We start from the raw sequence: 16,208 nt of genomic DNA on the forward strand, positions 1-16,208 counted from the left end.
TTTCGACTCCCGAGGGGTCGCTGTCACCGTGGGGGGTGGCAGCGACCCCTCGGGGCCGTTCGGGCCGTTCGGGGTCAGTGCTTGCGCGTGGTGGCGAGCTGTTCGAAGAACCGCAGGTGGTCGAGGTTGTCGACGGAGCCGGGGTTGACGGCCTTGGTCAGGGGGGTGCCGGAGAGCAGGCGCTTGACGGGGACTTCGAGGCGCTTGCCGGTGAGGGTGTGCGGCAGTCCCTGGACGGTGATGACCTCGTCGGGGACGTGGCGGGGGGAGAGTTCGGTGCGCAGTGAGGTGCGGATGCGGGTGGTGAGGTCCTCGTCGAGGACGGCGCCGGGGGTGAGGACGACGAACAGCGGCATCCAGTAGCCGCCGTCGGGTTCTTCGAGGCCGATGACCAGGGACTCGGCGATCTCGGGGAGCCGTTCGACGACCTCGTAGATGTCGGCGGAGCCCATCCGGACGCCTTGGCGGTTCAGCGTGGAGTCGGAGCGGCCGTGGATGACGACCGTGCCGCGGGAGGTGGCGGTGATCCAGTCGCCGTGGCGCCAGGTGCCGGGGTACATGTCGAAGTAGCTGTCGTGGTACCGGTGACCGTCGGGGTCGTTCCAGAAGCCGGTGGGCATGGACGGGAGCGGCTTGGTGACGACGAGTTCGCCGACGGCGTCGGTGAGGGGGTGGCCGCTGGGGTCCCAGGATTCGACGGCGGCGCCGAGGCAGGGGGCCTGGATCTCGCCGAGGTGGACGGGGAGGGTGGGGACGCCGCCGACGAAGCAGGAGCAGACGTCGGTGCCGCCGCTGACGGAGGCGAGCCAGAGGTCGGACTTGACCTCCTCGTAGATCCACTGAAAACCGTCGGGCGGGAGCGGGGAGCCGGTGGTGCCGAGGCAGCGGACGGCGGACAGGTCGAGGTCCCGGCCCGGGTGGAGTTCGGCCTTGCGGCTGGCGATGACGTAGGCGGCGGAGGTGCCGAGGACGGTGGAGCGGGTGCGGGCGGCGACGGACCAGAGGGCGCCGGTGTCGGGGTGCCCGGGGCTGCCGTCGTAGGTGACGATCGTGGTTCCGGTGAGCAGGCCGGCGAGGAGGAAGTTCCACATCATCCAGCCGGTGGAGGTGTACCAGAGGAAGCGGTCCTCGGGGCCGAGGTCCAGGTGGAGGGCGGCCTGCTTGAGGTGTTCGACGAGGATGCCGCCCTGGCTCTGCACGATGGCCTTGGGCAGGCCGGTGGTGCCGGAGGAGTACAGCACCCAGAGCGGGTGGTCGAACGGGACGGGTTCGAAGACCGGTTCGGCCCCGCTCCACGGCGCCGTGGCGGCGACCAGGTCCTCGTAGGCCAGGGTGCCTTCGGGGGCGGCGGTGCCGAGCAGCGGGACGTGGACGACGGTGCGCAGGGTGGGGAGTTCGCGGCGGAGTTCGGCGACCACCTCGGTGCGGTCGTGGTTCTTGCCGCCGTAGTGGTAGCCGTCGACGGCGAACAGGACGGTGGGTTCGATCTGCTGGAGGCGGTCGAGAACGCTGCGGGCGCCGAAGTCGGGGGCGCAGCTGGTCCAGGTGCCGCCGACCGCGGCGGTGGCGAGGAGGGCGACCGCGGCCTGCGGGATGTTCGGCAGGTAAGCGCTTACCCGGTCGCCCGGGCGGACGCCGTGGGCGCGCAGGGCGGCGGCCAGCGAGCCGACCTGCCGGCGGAGTTCGGACCAGCTGGTGGCGACGGGTTCGGCGGTGCGTTCGTCCAGGTGCAGGATCGCGGGGCGGTCGGCGTTGGCCGGGTCCTCGGCGGCGCGCAGGGCGTGCTCGGCGTAGTTGAGGGTGGCGCCGGGGAACCAGTGCGCGCCGGGCATGGTGGCGGGTTCGGCGAGCACGGCGGTGGGCGGGGTGTGGAAGCGGACGTCGAAGTACTCGGTGACGGCCGTCCAGAAGCGCGGGAGGTCTTCGGTGGACCAGCGGTGGAGGTCCGCGTAGCGGGTGGCGGCCTCGGTGTCGGTGGTGACCGGTGCGAGCGGGGCGGCGGGGGCGCCGTGGTGGTCGGCGGCCCAGCGCTGGAACGCGACCAGGCGGCTGGCGGCGGCCCGGTCCGGGGCGGGGCGCCAGAGCGGCTCGGGGTGCGGGTGCTGCTGGTCCTGGGGGGTCGGAGGGGTGCTCACGTGGTGGTCTCCAGGCCGTGGTGGGGACGGTCGGGCTTGTGGCGGACCGTCCGTGGGTGCTGACGGTGCTGACCATGCCATGTGATCGTCCGGTGGTCCAGGGTCGGACGGGGTGGTGGCGGGGCGGGGTCCGGGCAGCGTCCGGGCGGGGTTCGGCGGGTGCTGCGTGGTGGCTGGTCGGGGGCGGGCGCGGGTGGTAGGACGGCGGGATGACGGTGGCTTATGACGTGGTGATCGTGGGTGGCGGGCACAACGGGCTGGTGGCAGCCGGGTACTTGGGGCGGGCCGGCCTGCGGGTGCTGGTGCTGGAGCGGCTCGGGCACCTGGGCGGGGCGGCTGTGTCGGAGCGGGCCTTCGCGGGGGTGGACGCGCGGCTGTCGCGGTACTCGTACCTGGTGAGCCTGCTGCCGCGGCGGATCCTGGCCGACCTGGGGGTGCGGGTGGAGCTGCGCCGGCGGCGGATCTCCTCGTACACGCCGTGGGAGCGGGACGGGCGGGTCGGCGGGCTGCTGGTGGACGCCGGGGACGAGCTCCGGACGGCCGGATCTTTCCGTGAACTGACCGGTGGAGAAAGGGAGTTCGCGGCGTGGCGGGAGTTCTACGGGATGACCGGGCGGGTGGCGGAGCGGGTGTTCCCGTCGTTGACGGAGCCGCTGCCGTCGCGGGCCGAGCTGCGCGCGCGGGTGGATGATCCGGTGGCGTGGGCGGAGCTGTTCGAGCAGCCGTTGGGCGAGGCGCTGGAGCGGCGGTTCGCGGACGACGTGGTGCGGGGCGTGGTGCTGACGGACGCGCTGATCGGGACGTTCAGCCACGCGCACGATCCGGAGCTGCGGCAGAACCGGTGCTTCCTCTACCACGTGATCGGCGGCGGCACGGGTGACTGGGACGTGCCGGTGGGCGGGATGGGCGCGGTGACCGGGGCGCTGGCGGAGGCCGCGCGGGCGGGCGGGGCCGAGCTGCTGACGGGGTGTGAGGTGATCGCGGTGGATCCGGGCGGGGCGGCGGGGTCGGCCGAGGTCGGGTACCTGGACGCGGACGGGGTGGAGCACCGGGTGGGGGCGCGCCGGGTGCTGTGCAACGCGGCCCCGGTGGAGCTGGCGCGACTGCTGGGCGAGGCGGCGGCCGGGCCGGAGGGGGTGCCGGCGGAGGCTCCGGAGGGGGCGCAGCTGAAGGTGAACATGCTGCTGCGCCGGTTGCCGCGGCTGCGGGACGGTGCGGTGGACGTGCGGGACGCGTTCGGCGGGACGTTCCACATCGCGGAGTCGTACGAGCAGTTGGAAACCGCTTACCGGTCGGCCGCGGCGGGGCGGCTCCCCTCCCCCGCTCCGTCGGAGATCTACTGCCACTCGCTGGCGGACCGGTCGATCCTCGGGCCGGGGGTGCCGGCGGAGGCGCAGACCCTGACGCTGTTCGGGCTGCAGTTGCCGGCGCGGTTGTTCGCCGGGGAGCCGGAGAAGGCGCGGCAGGCCGCGCTGGACGCGGTGCTGGCGGCGCTGGACGGGGTGCTGGCGGAGCCGCTGGCGGACTGCCTGGCGGTGGACGGGGACGGGCGACCCTGTCTGGAGGTGCGCAGTCCGCTCGACCTGGCGGACGAGTTGCGGCTGCCGGGCGGCAACATCTTCCACCGTGAGCTGGCGTTCCCGTTCCAGCAGGAGCCGGCGGTCGGGCGGTGGGGTGTGGAGACCGCGCATCCCCGGGTGCTGGTGTGCGGCGCGGGCGCGGTGCGCGGCGGCGGGGTGAGCGGCATTCCGGGGCACAACGCGGCGATGGCCGTGCTGGGGCAGTAGCGGGCCCGCTCCACGTACCGCGGACGGGTCTGTCCCCGCCCGCGCGACCTGCCCCGCCCCCGTGCCGCGACCCGAGCGTTCGACCCGATTCGACCCAACCGACTGGAAAGCGGCTTCCCGTTGAGTCGGCGACGGCGCTCGGTGACGGGTGACCTCGTGGTCAGTGGTGGGTGAACTCGCCGTCGAACCAGGAACGGGCGACCCGGGTGTGGAACGGGAAGGCCAGCGGGGTGTCGACGGTGGCGAGCTGCCAGCCGTCGGTCTCCGAGGTGGGGGTGGAGTCCGGGAGGTCGGCCAGGTTGCGGGCCGGGAGCAAGGCGAACAGACAGAGGAAGCCGCCGTGCGTGTCGGAGTCGGTGGCGACCAGGCGCACCTCGGAGGGGTCGGCCAGGATGCCGGTCTCCTCGCGCAGTTCGCGGACCGCGGCCTGCTCCCAGCTCTCGCCGTAGTCGATGTATCCGCCGGGCAGGGCGAGGCGGCCGTAGCCCGGTTCGATGGTGCGGCGGATGACGGTGAGCCGGGTGTCGCCGTCCGGGTGGTGCACCGGGAGCAGGGCGACCGTGACCGGGAGCGGGTTGCGGTAGCTGATCTCGGTGCAGCTGGAGCAGGTGCGCGGCCAGCTCTCGGTGCCGGCCGGGTACGGCGCTCCGCACCAGTGGCAGTGGGAGTGCGGGCCGAAGAGGGTCGGGCGGGCGGACGGCTGGGTCGTCATGAGGGGATGGTAGTCCGGACGGGTGACCTGGCGGGGGTGAAGCGGGGCCCCGGTTCGGGGGGCTCCGCGGCCGTCCTCGCAGGCTCGGCGCGGGGGCGTGGCGGGGCGCGGGCGGCGCGGCCGGGCGGGTGCGAAGTCCGGCCGGGCGGGTGAATCAGCCGGTGGGGATTGGCAGTCGACAGTGTGCGCACGATAGCGATGGTGCGAGCCCGTGGTGGATGCGGGAGTTGAATGTGCTTAAGGATGATTGTGCGAGCAATTCTGGTTTCTCTGGTGGCGATGGGATCGGTGCTCGGCCTGGCGGCTCCGGCCCCCGCGGCGGTGCGATCGGCGAGCGGTGACGTGGTGGTGTTCTCCACCGAGGCGCAACCGCTTGACGTCTACCGCGACCCGGCCGGCTGCCAGCAACTCCCGCCTGTTGCGCACGTGTTGACCAACCAGACGGACCGGCCGGTGAAGGTGTACGGCAACCCGTTCTGCCTCGGCCCCGCGCTGGTGGTGCAGCCGGGTTACGGCACCCACGTGCCGGGTGGGGCGGGGAGCTTCTCCGCCTGAGCCAATTCCTGCGGGCGGTCGGCGGAATGTCCGGTCGCCCGCTTTTTGATCTCATCACAGAAATGCATCCGAACGGTCGCACTATGCCATGATGACGCCGCCGACTTCTCGTCCGTCGAGGCGAATTGGCGCCCCGTCAGCGCGGTCGGCTCGTTGTCTCCGGCCCCCTCGGCAGTCGCGTCCGGGTGGTGGCCGTCGTCGAGAGGACTGCGTTCCGTGGAGCATGTCGCCGTTTCCGCTGCCCCCGAGGCGGCGCCGATCCCCTGGCGGGCGTACGCCAGGCTGGCCAAACTCGACATCTGGGACTACTACTTGAGCGTCCCGCTGGTGGCCGCGATGGTGCTGGCGAGCGGGTCGGGTGCGGCGGTCGGGACGACGCTCGTGGTGCTGGTGCTGTTCCTGGCCGGCGAGGTCGCGATGAGCGCGGCGATGTGCACCTTCGACGACGTGACCGGGTACCGGGACGGCAGCGACGCGGTGAACTACGGCCCGGACGCACCGGCTCGCCGGCTGGCCCGGAAGCCGCTGATCGCGGGGACGTTGACGGAACCCCAGGCGATCCGGTTCGGCTGGGCGACGGTCGCGGCGTGCGTGCTCTGCTGGCTGGCGGCGGTCGCGGCGGCGCCGGCCCGGCCGGGGTGGGCGCTGGCCGGGGTGGCGGCGCTGGCGGTGTTCGGCTTCCAGTACACCTGGTGGCTGCGGATCAGCTACAACGGCTTCCAGGAGTTCTTCCTGGCGGCGCTCGGCTGGTTCTTCGTGCTGCCGCTGTACGGGCTGCTGACCGGCCGGTTCGACGGGTTCGTGGCGGTGCAGGCGCTGGTGTTCGGCCTGGGTCCGCTGCTGTTCGGCGTGTACTCCAACACCAACGACATCCCCGGCGACCGGGCGGTGGGCCGGAAGACCGTGGCGGTGCTGGTGTCGCCGCGCGCCAATGCCGCCTTCGTGGCAGGGTGTTCGGCACTGGAGGCGGTGCTGCTGGTGGGTTCGGCGGTGACCGGGATCGCGCCGTGGTGGTTCCCGCTGGTGATGGCGCCCGTGATGGCGCTGCGGGCCCGGCAGTGGGTGCTGGGGTTCGTCCGGGGCGAGATCCTGCTGGCCCGCCGGCTGGGCATCCACCTGCACCGGCTGTGCTGCGCGCTGCTGGTGGGCGCGGACCTGGCGGTCGCGATGTTCGGCAGCGGACTGTGACCGGCGCGCGGCGGGCGCCGCTGTTCCGGCGGCTGCCGCTGGACCTCGGGCCGCTGTTCGACACGCTGGCCGAGCAACGTCCGTCGGTGAACGTGCAGTTGGGCCGGCCGCTGGACCTCGCGCCGGACGGCGGCACCGGCTACAACACCGCCGGGCTGGCGGAACTGGTGCGGGAGACCGCGACGTGGCTGGTGGCGGCGGGGGCCCGGCCGGGGTCGTCGGTGGCGATCGTGAAGCGCAACCACTGGGACTACGTGCTGCTGGCCTGCGCGGCCGCCCGGATCGGTGCGGTCCCGGCGCTGCTGTCGGACCGGGTGCCGCCGAAGGGCCTGGCCGAGCTGCTGCACCGGCTGCGGCCGGACGTCCTGGTCACCCAGCGCGGGACGCTGGCGGGGGCGCAGGAAGCCGGGCTGGACCTGACCCTGCTGAGCGGGCGGACGGTGTGTCTGGACGGGCCCGCGGCGGGCGCGTCCACGCCGGACGAGCTGCGCGGTGGGGCGGTGCCGCCGGTCCGGTCGCGGGGCGAGGACGAACCGCTGGCGATCATCCACACCTCGGGCACCACCGGGGTGCCGAAGCTGGTGGTGCACTCCACCACCACGCTGATCCGCCGGCTGTCGGCCTTCGAGGCGCGACCCTGGCCGGTGCTGTCGGTGCGCCGCGAGGACACCGTGGCCAGCGCCATCTCCTTCGCCCACGGCCGGGCGCTGACCTGGACCGTCAGCGCGCTGTGGCGGGCGCCTCGGACGGTCGCGCTGCTGCCGGACTCCGATCCGGCGTCGGCCGCCGAGCTGCTGCGCCGTCACCCGCCGACGGTGCTGGAGGCGCTGCCGTCCAGCTACGTGCGCTGGCAGTCGCTGGCGAGCGGCACGGACAGCGGCAGCGGCAGCGGGGACCTTGCGGCGAATCCGTTCCGGGACGTGCGGCTGTTCATCTCCACCTTCGACGCGATGCACCCGCCGACGGTGCGGACGTTCCTGAACGCCACGACCCGACGGCGGCCGCTGTGGATGCAGGGGTGGGGGCAGAGCGAGACCGGCCCGTTGACCTTCCGCTTCCTGACCCGGAAAGCGCTTGCCGACCGGGCCGGGCGGCACCCGACCACCCGTGACCTGGGCCGTCCGGTGCCCGGCTGGGTGCGGGTCAAGGTGGCCGACCCGGACCGGCCGGGGCGGGCGGTGCCGCCGGGCGGGATCGGGATGCTCCACACCCGCACCGGGGCGCTCTGCCTGGGCTACCTGGGCGAGGAGGAGCGGTGGGCGCAGAAGCTCGACCGGGGCTGGTTCAACACCGGTGACCTCGGGATGCGCACCCGCGACGGCCGGGTGTTCGTGCTGGACCGCGAGGTCGACATGGTGCCCGGGATGAGCTGCGTCGAGATCGAGGACGTCCTGCACGACCGGCTGCCGGACGTCGAGGAGGCGGTGCTGCTCTCGGTCGCCGACGGGGCTCCGCAGCCGGTGCTGGTGACGGCGAGCGGCGCGCTGGAGCCGGAGCGCTGGCGGGACGCGGTGCGGGACCTGCCGTCACTGGCCGAGCCGCTGGTGGTCGGCTGGGACACGGTGCCGCGCACCGCGACCGGAAAGGTGCGGCGGCACGAGCTGCGCGAGCGCGTGCTGTCCGGCACCGCGCGGATCGGGTCCGGGCGCTGGACGTGAGTCGGGCAGTGGACGCGTCAGGCGGTCGGGGTGACCGGGCCGCCGGGGCGAGCCCGGCGGTCGACGGTGCGGTAGGGCGTGACGGGCGGGTTGACGGGTCGTCAGGGTGCGAGGAGGAGTGGGCGTGGGAGTGGACGAGGTGGACGTCGCGGTGGTCGGTGCGGGGATCGCGGGGCTGTCCGCGGCACACCACCTGGCGGCGGCCGGGCGCGAGGTGCGGGTCTTCGAGGACGCGGACCGGGTCGGCGGACGGATGGCGTCCAGCCGGGTGGACGGGTACCTGCTGGACGAGGGTGCGGAGACCATCGCGGGCGCCGGGTACGAGGCGACCTGGGAGCTGATCCGGGCGGTGGGCGTGCCGCCGTCGGAGGTGCCGGTGGTCGAGCCCGGCTTCGCGCTCTGGCGGCGCGGCCGGGCGCACGCCCATCTCGGCCACCCCAAGGGCCTGTTGACCGGCGCGGGCCTGTCGCTGCGCGGCCGGTGGGCGTGGCTGCGGTTCACCGCCGAGCTGGCCACGGCCTGGCGCGGCTTCGACCCGGACCGGCCGGAGACCGCGCCCAGTGGCGACCTGACGCTGCGGCAGTACTGCGACGGCTCGCGCGGACGACAGGAACTGCTGGCGGCCATGCTGCAACCGCTTTCCAGCCACTGTTTCGGCTGGCGGCCGGAGACCTCGGCGGTCGCACCGATGGTGGCCACGCTGCTGTCGGTCGGCGGGGCCGGGGCGCGCTGGATGACGTACCGGGACGGGATGGACACGCTGGCCCGGCGGCTGGCCGAGCGGCTGACCGTGCAGCTGGGCGCCCGGGTCATCGGCGTCCGGGAGGAGCCGGCCGGAGGCGGGGTGCGGCTGGAGTTCGGTGACGGCCGGGTGGTGCGGGCCCGGCAGGCGGTACTGGCGGTGCCCGCACCGGTGGCGCTGGCCCTGCAGGGCGATGTCGCGGCGGAGGCGCGCCCGTACCTGGCGGCGAGCACCTACACCCCGATGCTGAAGGTGGCCTGCCTGCTGGACCGGCCGCTGCCGAGCCCGACCCGCTCCCCCAGTTACGCGATGTCCGTGCCGGTGGGTGAGAGCCGGGTGTGCACCGGTGTGATCCTCGATCACCTCAAGGCGGAGGGGCGTGCCCCCGAGGGGCGCGGTCTGGTGAGCGTCTTCGCCTCGCCGTGGATCTCCCCCGAGCTGCTGGCGGAGCCCGACGGGCGGATCGTCGAGACGCTGTGCACCGAGGCCGAGCGCTTCCTCCCCGGCCTGCGGGCGGCCACCGTCCGGACGCTGGTGCACCGCTTCCCGCTCGGCCTTCCGCAGGGCGCTCCGGCCGCGGTGCGGGAGCGGGCCGCGTTCCTGGACCGGCCGACCCGGGCGGTGGAGTACGCCGGGGACTGGGTGATGCTCCGGCCGAGCAGCGAAGGCGCCGTCCGCTCGGGCAAGTTGGCGGCCGGCCGGGTGCTCGCGCACGCGGCGGGGGCGGGCCTGCTTCCGGCGGCCCGGGGTGGTGCGGCGGCGGGCGGGCTTCCCGCGGCACCGGGTGGTGCGGAGACCGCCCGGTGAGCGTGGCCGAGGTGGAGGCGGGCGCCGGCGTCGCGGGGGCGGGGGCGTACCTGTTCGACAACGGCAGTGCGCACGCCGCCGGTCAGCACCGGTGTCTGGCGGCCTGGCTGGACCCGATCAGCATCGGCGGGCTGCTCCGGGCCGGGGTGCGGCCGGGGATGCGGTGCCTGGACGTGGGTGCGGGGGCGGGAAGCATCGCCGTCTGGCTGGCGGAGCAGGTCGCTCCCGGGGGTTCGGTGCTGGCGACCGACCTGGTGCCGCTGCGGGTGCCGGAGCGGCCCGGGTTGACGGTGCGGCAGCACGACGTGGTGCGCGATCCGCTGCCCGAGGGCGCGTTCGACCTGGTGCACGTGCGGCTGGTGCTGTCCCATCTGCCGGAGCGGGACGCGGTGTTGGCCCGGCTGTTCGCGGCACTGCGCCCGGGTGGCGTGCTGCACCTGCTGGAGTTCGACGCGGAGTACGCTCCGGTCCTGGCGGCGCCGGACGAGGCGGCCCGGGAGTTGTACGAGCGGTACCAGCAGGCCAAGCTGCGGGCGTTCCGGGCCCGGGGCTCGCACCAGGGCTGGGGGCGGGAGTGCGCCGCCGCGCTGGTCCGCGCCGGGTTCACCGGTGTCGGGGCGGCGGTGCACCTGGACACCCTCGCCCCCGGCACGCCGCAGCTGGAGATGCAGGTGCACAACACCCGGCACCTGCGGGAGGCGCTGCTGCGCGAGGGCCTGACCGAGGACGAACTGGCGCGCCTGCGCGCCCTGTTCGCGGGTGATCCGGGCTTCCTGGCGTGCTCGAACGTGGTCTACGCGGTGCACGGGCGCCGGCCGTGACGGGTTCGACGTCCGTCGCGCCGCGTGGCGCGCCCGAGTTGGCCGGGGCGCGGGCCTGGCCGGTGGTGGCGACCGGAGTTGCGGCCGGTCTGCTGCGGTCGGCCGGGGCGGCGACCACCGCGACCGGCGGACTGCTGCATGTCGAGCACGAGTTGACCTGCCGGGTGTCCTGGTCGGGGCCGTTGGAGCTGGCGCTGCGGAGCGAGGCGGATGTCCAGGCGGCCTGTGGGGTGATGCAGGTGCACGGTCGCCGGTACGGGGCGCCGACGCCGCTGAGGGCGGATTTCGCGTCCGTGGCGGCGGGGGTGCTGGCTGCCACGGGCACGCTCGCGGCGTTGCGGGCGCGCCAGTTGGGGGCTGGGTACCGGGCGGTGGAGGTGTCGGTCGCGCAGGCGGCGCTGCTCGGGCTGTCGCAGTACTTGGCGGCGGCGACGGCCGCCGACGAGTCGTGCGCCGAGCCGGACGGGGTGGGCGGGCCGCCGTTCCGGTCGGCGGACGGGGTCTGGTTCGAGCTGGAGGCGTTGGAGGCCGACGGCTGGCTGCGGTTCTGGGGCCTGTTGGGCGTCGAGCGGCGCTCGGTCGGCCGGTCCTGGCTGCCGTTCCAGTCCCGGTACGGGACGGCGACCTGCCCGCTGCCGGACGAACTGTTCGCGGCGGCGCGGGTGGTGACGTACCGGCGGGTGGTACATGCCGCCGCGGAGGCCGGGGTCGGCGTGACGGTCGCGGTGGCGCGGCCGCCGGTGGCGGGCGGGGTGCCGTGGCGGCTTCGGGCGGGCGATCCGGTGGCGGTGGTGGAGGCTGCGGGTCGGGACGGCGCCGGTCCGCTGGCCGGAGTCACGGTGGTGGAGATCGCGCGGAGGGTCCAAGGTCCGCTGGCGGGACGGGTGTTGAGTCTGCTCGGAGCACGCGTGGTGCGGGTGGAGCCGGTGGGCGGCGATCCGCTGCGCGGCGTCCCGCCGGTGGCGGTGGTGGGCGGGGTGGCGGTGTCGGCGCGGTTCGCGGCGCTGAACCGCGGCAAGGAGGTGCTGGAGGCCGACCTGCGCAGTCCGGAAGGGCGTTCGGCGGTGCGGGAGTTGCTGCACGGCGCGGACGTGCTGCTGCACAGCCTCGCCCCGGCCAAGGTGGGCGGACTGGGCCTGGACCCGGAGACGGTGGCCGCGCTCCACCCGGGTCTGGTGTACGTCCAGGCCTCCGGCGGTGCACCGGGGCTGACCACCGACTTCCCGGTGCAGGCGCACTCCGGCCTCGCCGCGCTGCTGGCGCCCGAGGGCGGGGTGCCGCGCCCCACCCTGCTGACGGTCTGTGACGTGCTGGGCGGCCTGGTCTGCGCGGCCGGCGCGGCGGCCGGTCTGGCGGCCCGGGCGCGGACCGGGCGGGCGCAGCGGGTGGAGTCCTCGCTGCTGTCGGCGGCGCGGCTGCTGTGCGGGGCGGCCGGCGTGACGGGTGGGCGCAGTGACGGGGTGGAGGTGTGCACGGATCTGGCGGCGCTGGCGGCCGATCCCCGGCTGGCTGCGGCGTTCGAGCTGGACGGGTGCGCGATCGTCCGCCCGCCCTGGGAGTTCCGGTCCTGGTGATCGGCCCGGGCCCGGTCGGTACGGGCCCTGATCGGCGCGGGGTCTCGGAGTGGTGTGGTCGGACGGAACGGTGCGGGACGGGAGTGGTGGTTGTGGTGTGGGTGTCGGTGTCCGGGGTGGAGTTCCCGGACCGGGTGGACGCGGACTTGCGGCGGCGTTGGGTGGCGGAGGGGTGGTGTCCGGGGCGCGGCTTGTACGAGCTGTTCGTCGAGCGGGTGGCCGCGGACGGGGAGCGGGTCGCGGTGGTGGACGACGGCGGAGAGCTGTCGTTCGCCGAACTGGCGCGCCGAGTGCGGGGCTTGGCTGCGGGCCTGGCGGCTCGGGGGGTCCGGTCGGGATCGGTGGTCGGGGTGAAGGTCCCGGCCGACTGGCGGGCGCCGGCGGTGGATCTGGCGGTGGCAGCGCTGGGGGCGGTGGTGCTGCCGTGCGTGCCTGGGCACGGGCGGCGGGACCTGCTGGCCCTGTGGGGGGCCTCGCGGGCGGACGCGGTGGTCACGGTGCCGGACGGGAAGGCAGAGGTGGACGGGCTGCGGCCCGAACTGCCGCACCTGCGGGAGGTGGTGGTGCTGGACGCGGAGCCGTGGCCCGAGCGGCCGGAGTGGCGGCCGGCGGTGGTGGACGCGGAGGCGCCGGCCCGGATCCTGGTGTCCTCGGGGTCGGAGGCGGTGCCGAAGCTGATCGCGTACTCGCACAATGCGCTGGCGGGCGGCCGGGGCCGGTACGCGGAGCGGGTGTTGGCGACGGCGGACGGGGCGCCGCCGCGGCTGCTGCTGCTGGTGAGTCCGGCGACCGCGTACGGCTCGCTGGCGGTGGTGGCGCTGGTGCGGTGCGGGGCGACGGTGGTGCTGCGGGAGCGGTTCGACCCGGTGGACGCGCTGGCGGCGGTCGGACGGTGGCGGCCGACGCACCTGGCGGCGGTGCCGACCATGCTGCGCCGTATGGCCGAGCAACCGCCCCTGCCGGGCGAGGACCTGTCCTCGTTGCAGGCGGTGGTGTCGAGCTCGGCGATGCTGTCCTCGGCGGTGCTGGGTGCGGCGCTGCGGCGGTTCGGGCGTCCGGTGGTGAACGTGTACGGGGCCAGCGACGGACTGAACTGCCATGCGCGGTGGACGGATCCGGACGGGGACGTGCTGCGGGTGGGCCGGCCGGATCCGGGGGTGGCGGAGGTCCGGGTGTGCGGGCCGGACGGGCGACCGGTGCCGGTCGGGGTGGCGGGCGAGGTGCAGGCGCTCGGGCCGATGAGCCCGCTGTGCCACGTCGGCGCACCGGAGTTGGACGCGCGGCTGCGGGTGGACGGCGGGTGGGTGCGCTCCGGGGACCGGGGGGTGCTGGAGGCGGACGGGTCGCTGCGGGTGCTGGCGCGGATCAAGCAGATGGTGAACCGCGGCGGGGTGTCGATCAGTTCGGCGGAGGTGGAGCGTCTGCTGGAGGGCCATCCGGGGGTGCTGGAGGCGGTGTGCGTGGCGGTGCCGGACCCGGACCTCGGGGAGCGGATGTGCGTCTGCGCCGTTCCGCGCGGGGACGGGCTGCAGTTGGCCGAACTGACGCTGTTCCTCCAGGAGTCGTGCGAACTGGAGCGGTACAAGTGGCCGGAGCGTCTGGTGCTGCTGGAGCGGCTGCCGCTCGGGCCGTCGGGCAAACCCGATCGGCGGGTGCTGGCAGAGCTGGCCGCAACGGCGCTGCGGCAGACAGACGTGGTGACGGCGGGCTGAATGGGGCTGACCGCCGCCGCACTCCCGGGTCGGGGCAGGGAGGGCGGCGGCGGCCGGTCAGGCGACGGGGGCGGGCGCGGCGGCGAAGCCGAGGACGGCTTCGGTGACCCGCTCGACCTGGGCATCCGTCAGGTGCGGGTAGACGGGCAGCGACAGGCACTGCCGGGCGGCCCGTTCGGCGTTCGGCCAGCTGCCGCCGGGGCGGGCCGCCGGGGCGAAGGCCGGCTGGTGGGGCAGCGCCTGCGGATAGTAGACGTGGCTGTCGGCGCCGTGCGCGGCGAGGTGCCGCTTCAGCTCGTCGCGGCGCTCGGCGAGCAGCGTGTACACGTAGTAGCAGCGGCCGTTGGTTCCGGGCGGGGGCGGCGTGACACCCTCGGCGGCGAGCGGGGTGAACCGGTCGGTGTAGTGGGCGGCGATCTCGGCGCGGCGGGCCAGGCGGCGGGCCAGGCCGGGGTGGCGGCGGAGCTGGAACGCGGCGAGGACTTCGTCGAAGCGGCTGTTCAGGCCGATCAGGTGGTGCCGGAAGCGGTGCGCGCCGTCCTGCCCGTGGTTGCGCAGCATCCGGACGGTGCGGGCGAGTTCGGGGTCCCCGGTGACCACGACGCCGCCCTCGCCCGGTCCGCCGAACGACTTCACCTGGACGAAGGAGAACACGCCGGCGTCGCCCCAGGTCCCGGCGGGGCGGCCGTCCAGGACGGCGCCCTGGGCGACCGCGGAGTCCTCGATCAGGCGGAGCCCGTGGCGGTCCGCGAGGGCGCGCAGGCGGGGCATGTCGGCCATCACGGAGAACATGTGGGCGGGCATCAGCGCCTTGGTGCGGGGGGTGATCAGCGCCTCGGCCGCCTCGGGGTCGATGACCAGGGTGTGCGGGTCGATGTCGGCGAACACCGGGGTGGCGCCGACGCCGAGGACGGTGTTGGCGAGCGGTGCGCAGCCGAACGCGGGGACGATCACCTCGTCGCCCGCGGTGATGCCCATGGCGCGCAGGATCAGGCTGAGGGCGGTGGTGCCGCTGCCGCAGGCGATGACGTCCTCGGTGTCGAGGTCGGTGCGCAGCAGGTCCTCGAAGCGGGCGGTGCGCTCGCCGAGGATGAACTTCTGCACGGGGTCGGTGGCGACCTCGTGGACGGCGTCGAGGAGCAGGTCGCGGTCGTCCTCGAAGAGGTCGGGCGGGAAGAACGGGATCATCGCGGTGGTGGTGGTCATCGGTGCTTTCCCTGCTGGAAGCCGCGGACCAGGTCGGCGACCAGGTCCAGGTGGTGGTCGGCGAGGTCGGGGTAGAGCGGCAGTGCGAGGGCGCGTTCGCAGGCGGCTTCGGCGTGTGGGAACTCACCGCGGCGGTGGCCGAGTTCGGCGAAGCAGGGCTGGAGGTGCAGCGGCGTCGGGTAGTAGGTCTCGGTCTGCACGCCGTGCCGGGCGAGGTGCTCGGCGAGTCCGTCGCGGTGGTCGGACTCGATCAGGTACACGTACCAGACCGGGTTGGTGGCGGCGGTGCGCGGGAGGACGGTCGGCAGGGTGAGCCCGGGGGTGCCGGTGAGGCGTTCGGTGTAGCCGGCGGCGAGTTCGGCGCGGCGGGCGATGTCCTGGTCGGCGCGGTCGAGCTTGGCGAGCAGGACGGCGGCCTGGATGTCGTCCATCTTGCTGTTGGTGCCGAGCAGTTCGGTGGGCCGGTTGATGGTCGGGAAGTCGTCGACGGTGGGGCCGGTGCGGCCGTGGTGGCGCATCGCGGCGACCGCGTCGGCGACGGCCGGGTCGTCGGTGAGGACGGCGCCCGCGTCGCCGATCGCGCCGAGGGTCTTGGTGGGGAAGAACGAGAGCACGCCGCCGGCCCCGTGCAGTCCGGCGTGGACGCCGTCCCAGCGCATGCCGAAGGCCTCGGCGCTGTCCTCGACGACGGTCAGGGCGTGGCGGTCGGCGACCTCCAGCAGGGCGCGCAGGTCGGCGAGTTGGTGGAACAGGTGGACCGGCATCACCATCCGGGTGCGGTCGGTGCGGACGGCCTCGACGCTCGCCGGGTCGAGGCTGTAGCTGACCGGGTCGATGTCCGCGAAGACCGGCCGGCCCCCGGCCAGCACCACCGAGGTGGCGGAGGCGACGAAGGTGTAGGCGGGGACGATCACCTCGTCGCCGGGTCGCAGGCCGGCGGCCCGCAGCAGCAGCACCAGGGCGTCGGTGCCGCTGTTGACGCCGATGACGTGGCGGGCCCCGGTCCAGGCGGCGAGGACGGTTTCCAGCTCGGCGACCTTGGGGCCGTGCGAGAACTTCCCGCGGTCCATCAGTTGATCGAGGTGGCGCCTGGTGGTGGGCCAGAGGGATTCGAAGCTCGCGGCCTGGGTGAAGAAGGGGACGCGGGCCGGGGCAGCAGCGGTGGCGGAAGTGGCGCCCATAGAACTCTCATCAGCTTGTACGGATTTCATGGACCGATTGCGGGGGCTTCCGATTCCGGATCCCCCCGGAACGAACGGGTAAGCGTTTTCCATCCGTCCTCGAGAATTCCGGAAGGCCGGTCATGCCGGG

At 74.5% G+C, this 16,208-nt stretch carries 12 protein-coding genes; 8 read left to right on the forward strand and 4 right to left on the reverse strand.

The genetic code is table 11. The annotated features are described in order from the left end of the window. Positions 1-74: 74 nt before the first annotated feature. Positions 75-2,135, reverse strand: coding sequence for an acetoacetate--CoA ligase (locus BX266_RS07145; protein WP_099898059.1), 2,061 nt, complete (start codon positions 2,133-2,135; stop codon positions 75-77). Between the two features lie 209 nt (positions 2,136-2,344). On the opposite strand from BX266_RS07145, the gene BX266_RS07150 reads away from it, so the two are divergent. After that, positions 2,345-3,922: an NAD(P)/FAD-dependent oxidoreductase gene (locus BX266_RS07150; protein WP_099898060.1), complete on the forward strand. Its 1,578-nt coding sequence runs from the start codon at positions 2,345-2,347 to the stop codon at positions 3,920-3,922. Between the two features lie 160 nt (positions 3,923-4,082). On the opposite strand, the gene BX266_RS07155 is transcribed toward BX266_RS07150, so the two are convergent. After that, positions 4,083-4,634: an NUDIX domain-containing protein gene (locus BX266_RS07155; protein WP_099898061.1), complete on the reverse strand. Its 552-nt coding sequence runs from the start codon at positions 4,632-4,634 to the stop codon at positions 4,083-4,085. Between the two features lie 279 nt (positions 4,635-4,913). Between BX266_RS07155 and BX266_RS07160 the strand changes: the two genes are divergently transcribed. From BX266_RS07160 to BX266_RS07190, 7 genes are all read left to right on the forward strand, one after another. After that, complete coding sequence (locus tag BX266_RS07160; RefSeq protein WP_259465060.1) at positions 4,914-5,189, forward strand: hypothetical protein; 276 nt, start codon at positions 4,914-4,916, stop codon at positions 5,187-5,189. 216 nt (positions 5,190-5,405) lie between these two features. Further along, positions 5,406-6,377, forward strand: coding sequence for a UbiA family prenyltransferase (locus tag BX266_RS07165; RefSeq protein ID WP_099898062.1), 972 nt, complete (start codon positions 5,406-5,408; stop codon positions 6,375-6,377). Continuing rightward, positions 6,374-8,035, forward strand: a complete 1,662-nt coding sequence (locus BX266_RS07170; RefSeq protein ID WP_099898063.1) for an AMP-binding protein — start codon at positions 6,374-6,376, stop codon at positions 8,033-8,035. Before BX266_RS07165 ends, BX266_RS07170 begins: the two co-directional genes overlap by 4 nt. Positions 8,036-8,159: 124 nt before the next feature. Further along, positions 8,160-9,584 carry an NAD(P)/FAD-dependent oxidoreductase gene (locus BX266_RS07175; RefSeq protein ID WP_099898064.1) on the forward strand — a complete coding sequence of 475 codons (1,425 nt, stop codon included), beginning with the start codon at positions 8,160-8,162 and terminating at the stop codon, positions 9,582-9,584. After that, on the forward strand, positions 9,581-10,405 hold the full coding sequence (locus tag BX266_RS07180; RefSeq protein WP_259464588.1) for a class I SAM-dependent methyltransferase: 825 nt from the start codon (positions 9,581-9,583) through the stop codon (positions 10,403-10,405). The genes BX266_RS07175 and BX266_RS07180 overlap by 4 nt, the downstream gene beginning before the upstream one ends. Further along, positions 10,402-11,979 carry a CoA transferase gene (locus tag BX266_RS07185; RefSeq protein ID WP_259464589.1) on the forward strand — a complete coding sequence of 526 codons (1,578 nt, stop codon included), beginning with the start codon at positions 10,402-10,404 and terminating at the stop codon, positions 11,977-11,979. The genes BX266_RS07180 and BX266_RS07185 overlap by 4 nt, the downstream gene beginning before the upstream one ends. A gap of 191 nt (positions 11,980-12,170) precedes the next feature. Further along, a complete protein-coding gene (locus BX266_RS07190; protein ID WP_259464590.1) occupies positions 12,171-13,691 on the forward strand; it encodes a class I adenylate-forming enzyme family protein in 1,521 nt (506 codons plus the stop codon). A 57-nt stretch (positions 13,692-13,748) separates the two neighbouring features. Here BX266_RS07190 and BX266_RS07195 read toward each other — a convergent pair whose 3' ends face one another. Further along, the gene (locus BX266_RS07195; protein ID WP_099898066.1) at positions 13,749-14,897 is read right to left on the reverse strand and encodes a DegT/DnrJ/EryC1/StrS aminotransferase family protein; all 1,149 of its coding nucleotides are present in this window, start codon (positions 14,895-14,897) and stop codon (positions 13,749-13,751) included. Continuing rightward, positions 14,894-16,078 carry a DegT/DnrJ/EryC1/StrS aminotransferase family protein gene (locus BX266_RS07200; RefSeq protein WP_099898067.1) on the reverse strand — a complete coding sequence of 395 codons (1,185 nt, stop codon included), beginning with the start codon at positions 16,076-16,078 and terminating at the stop codon, positions 14,894-14,896. Before BX266_RS07200 ends, BX266_RS07195 begins: the two co-directional genes overlap by 4 nt. Positions 16,079-16,208 lie beyond the last annotated feature (130 nt).

It is taken from the genome of Streptomyces sp. TLI_171 (assembly GCF_003610255.1).
Taxonomy (GTDB): domain Bacteria; phylum Actinomycetota; class Actinomycetes; order Streptomycetales; family Streptomycetaceae; genus Kitasatospora.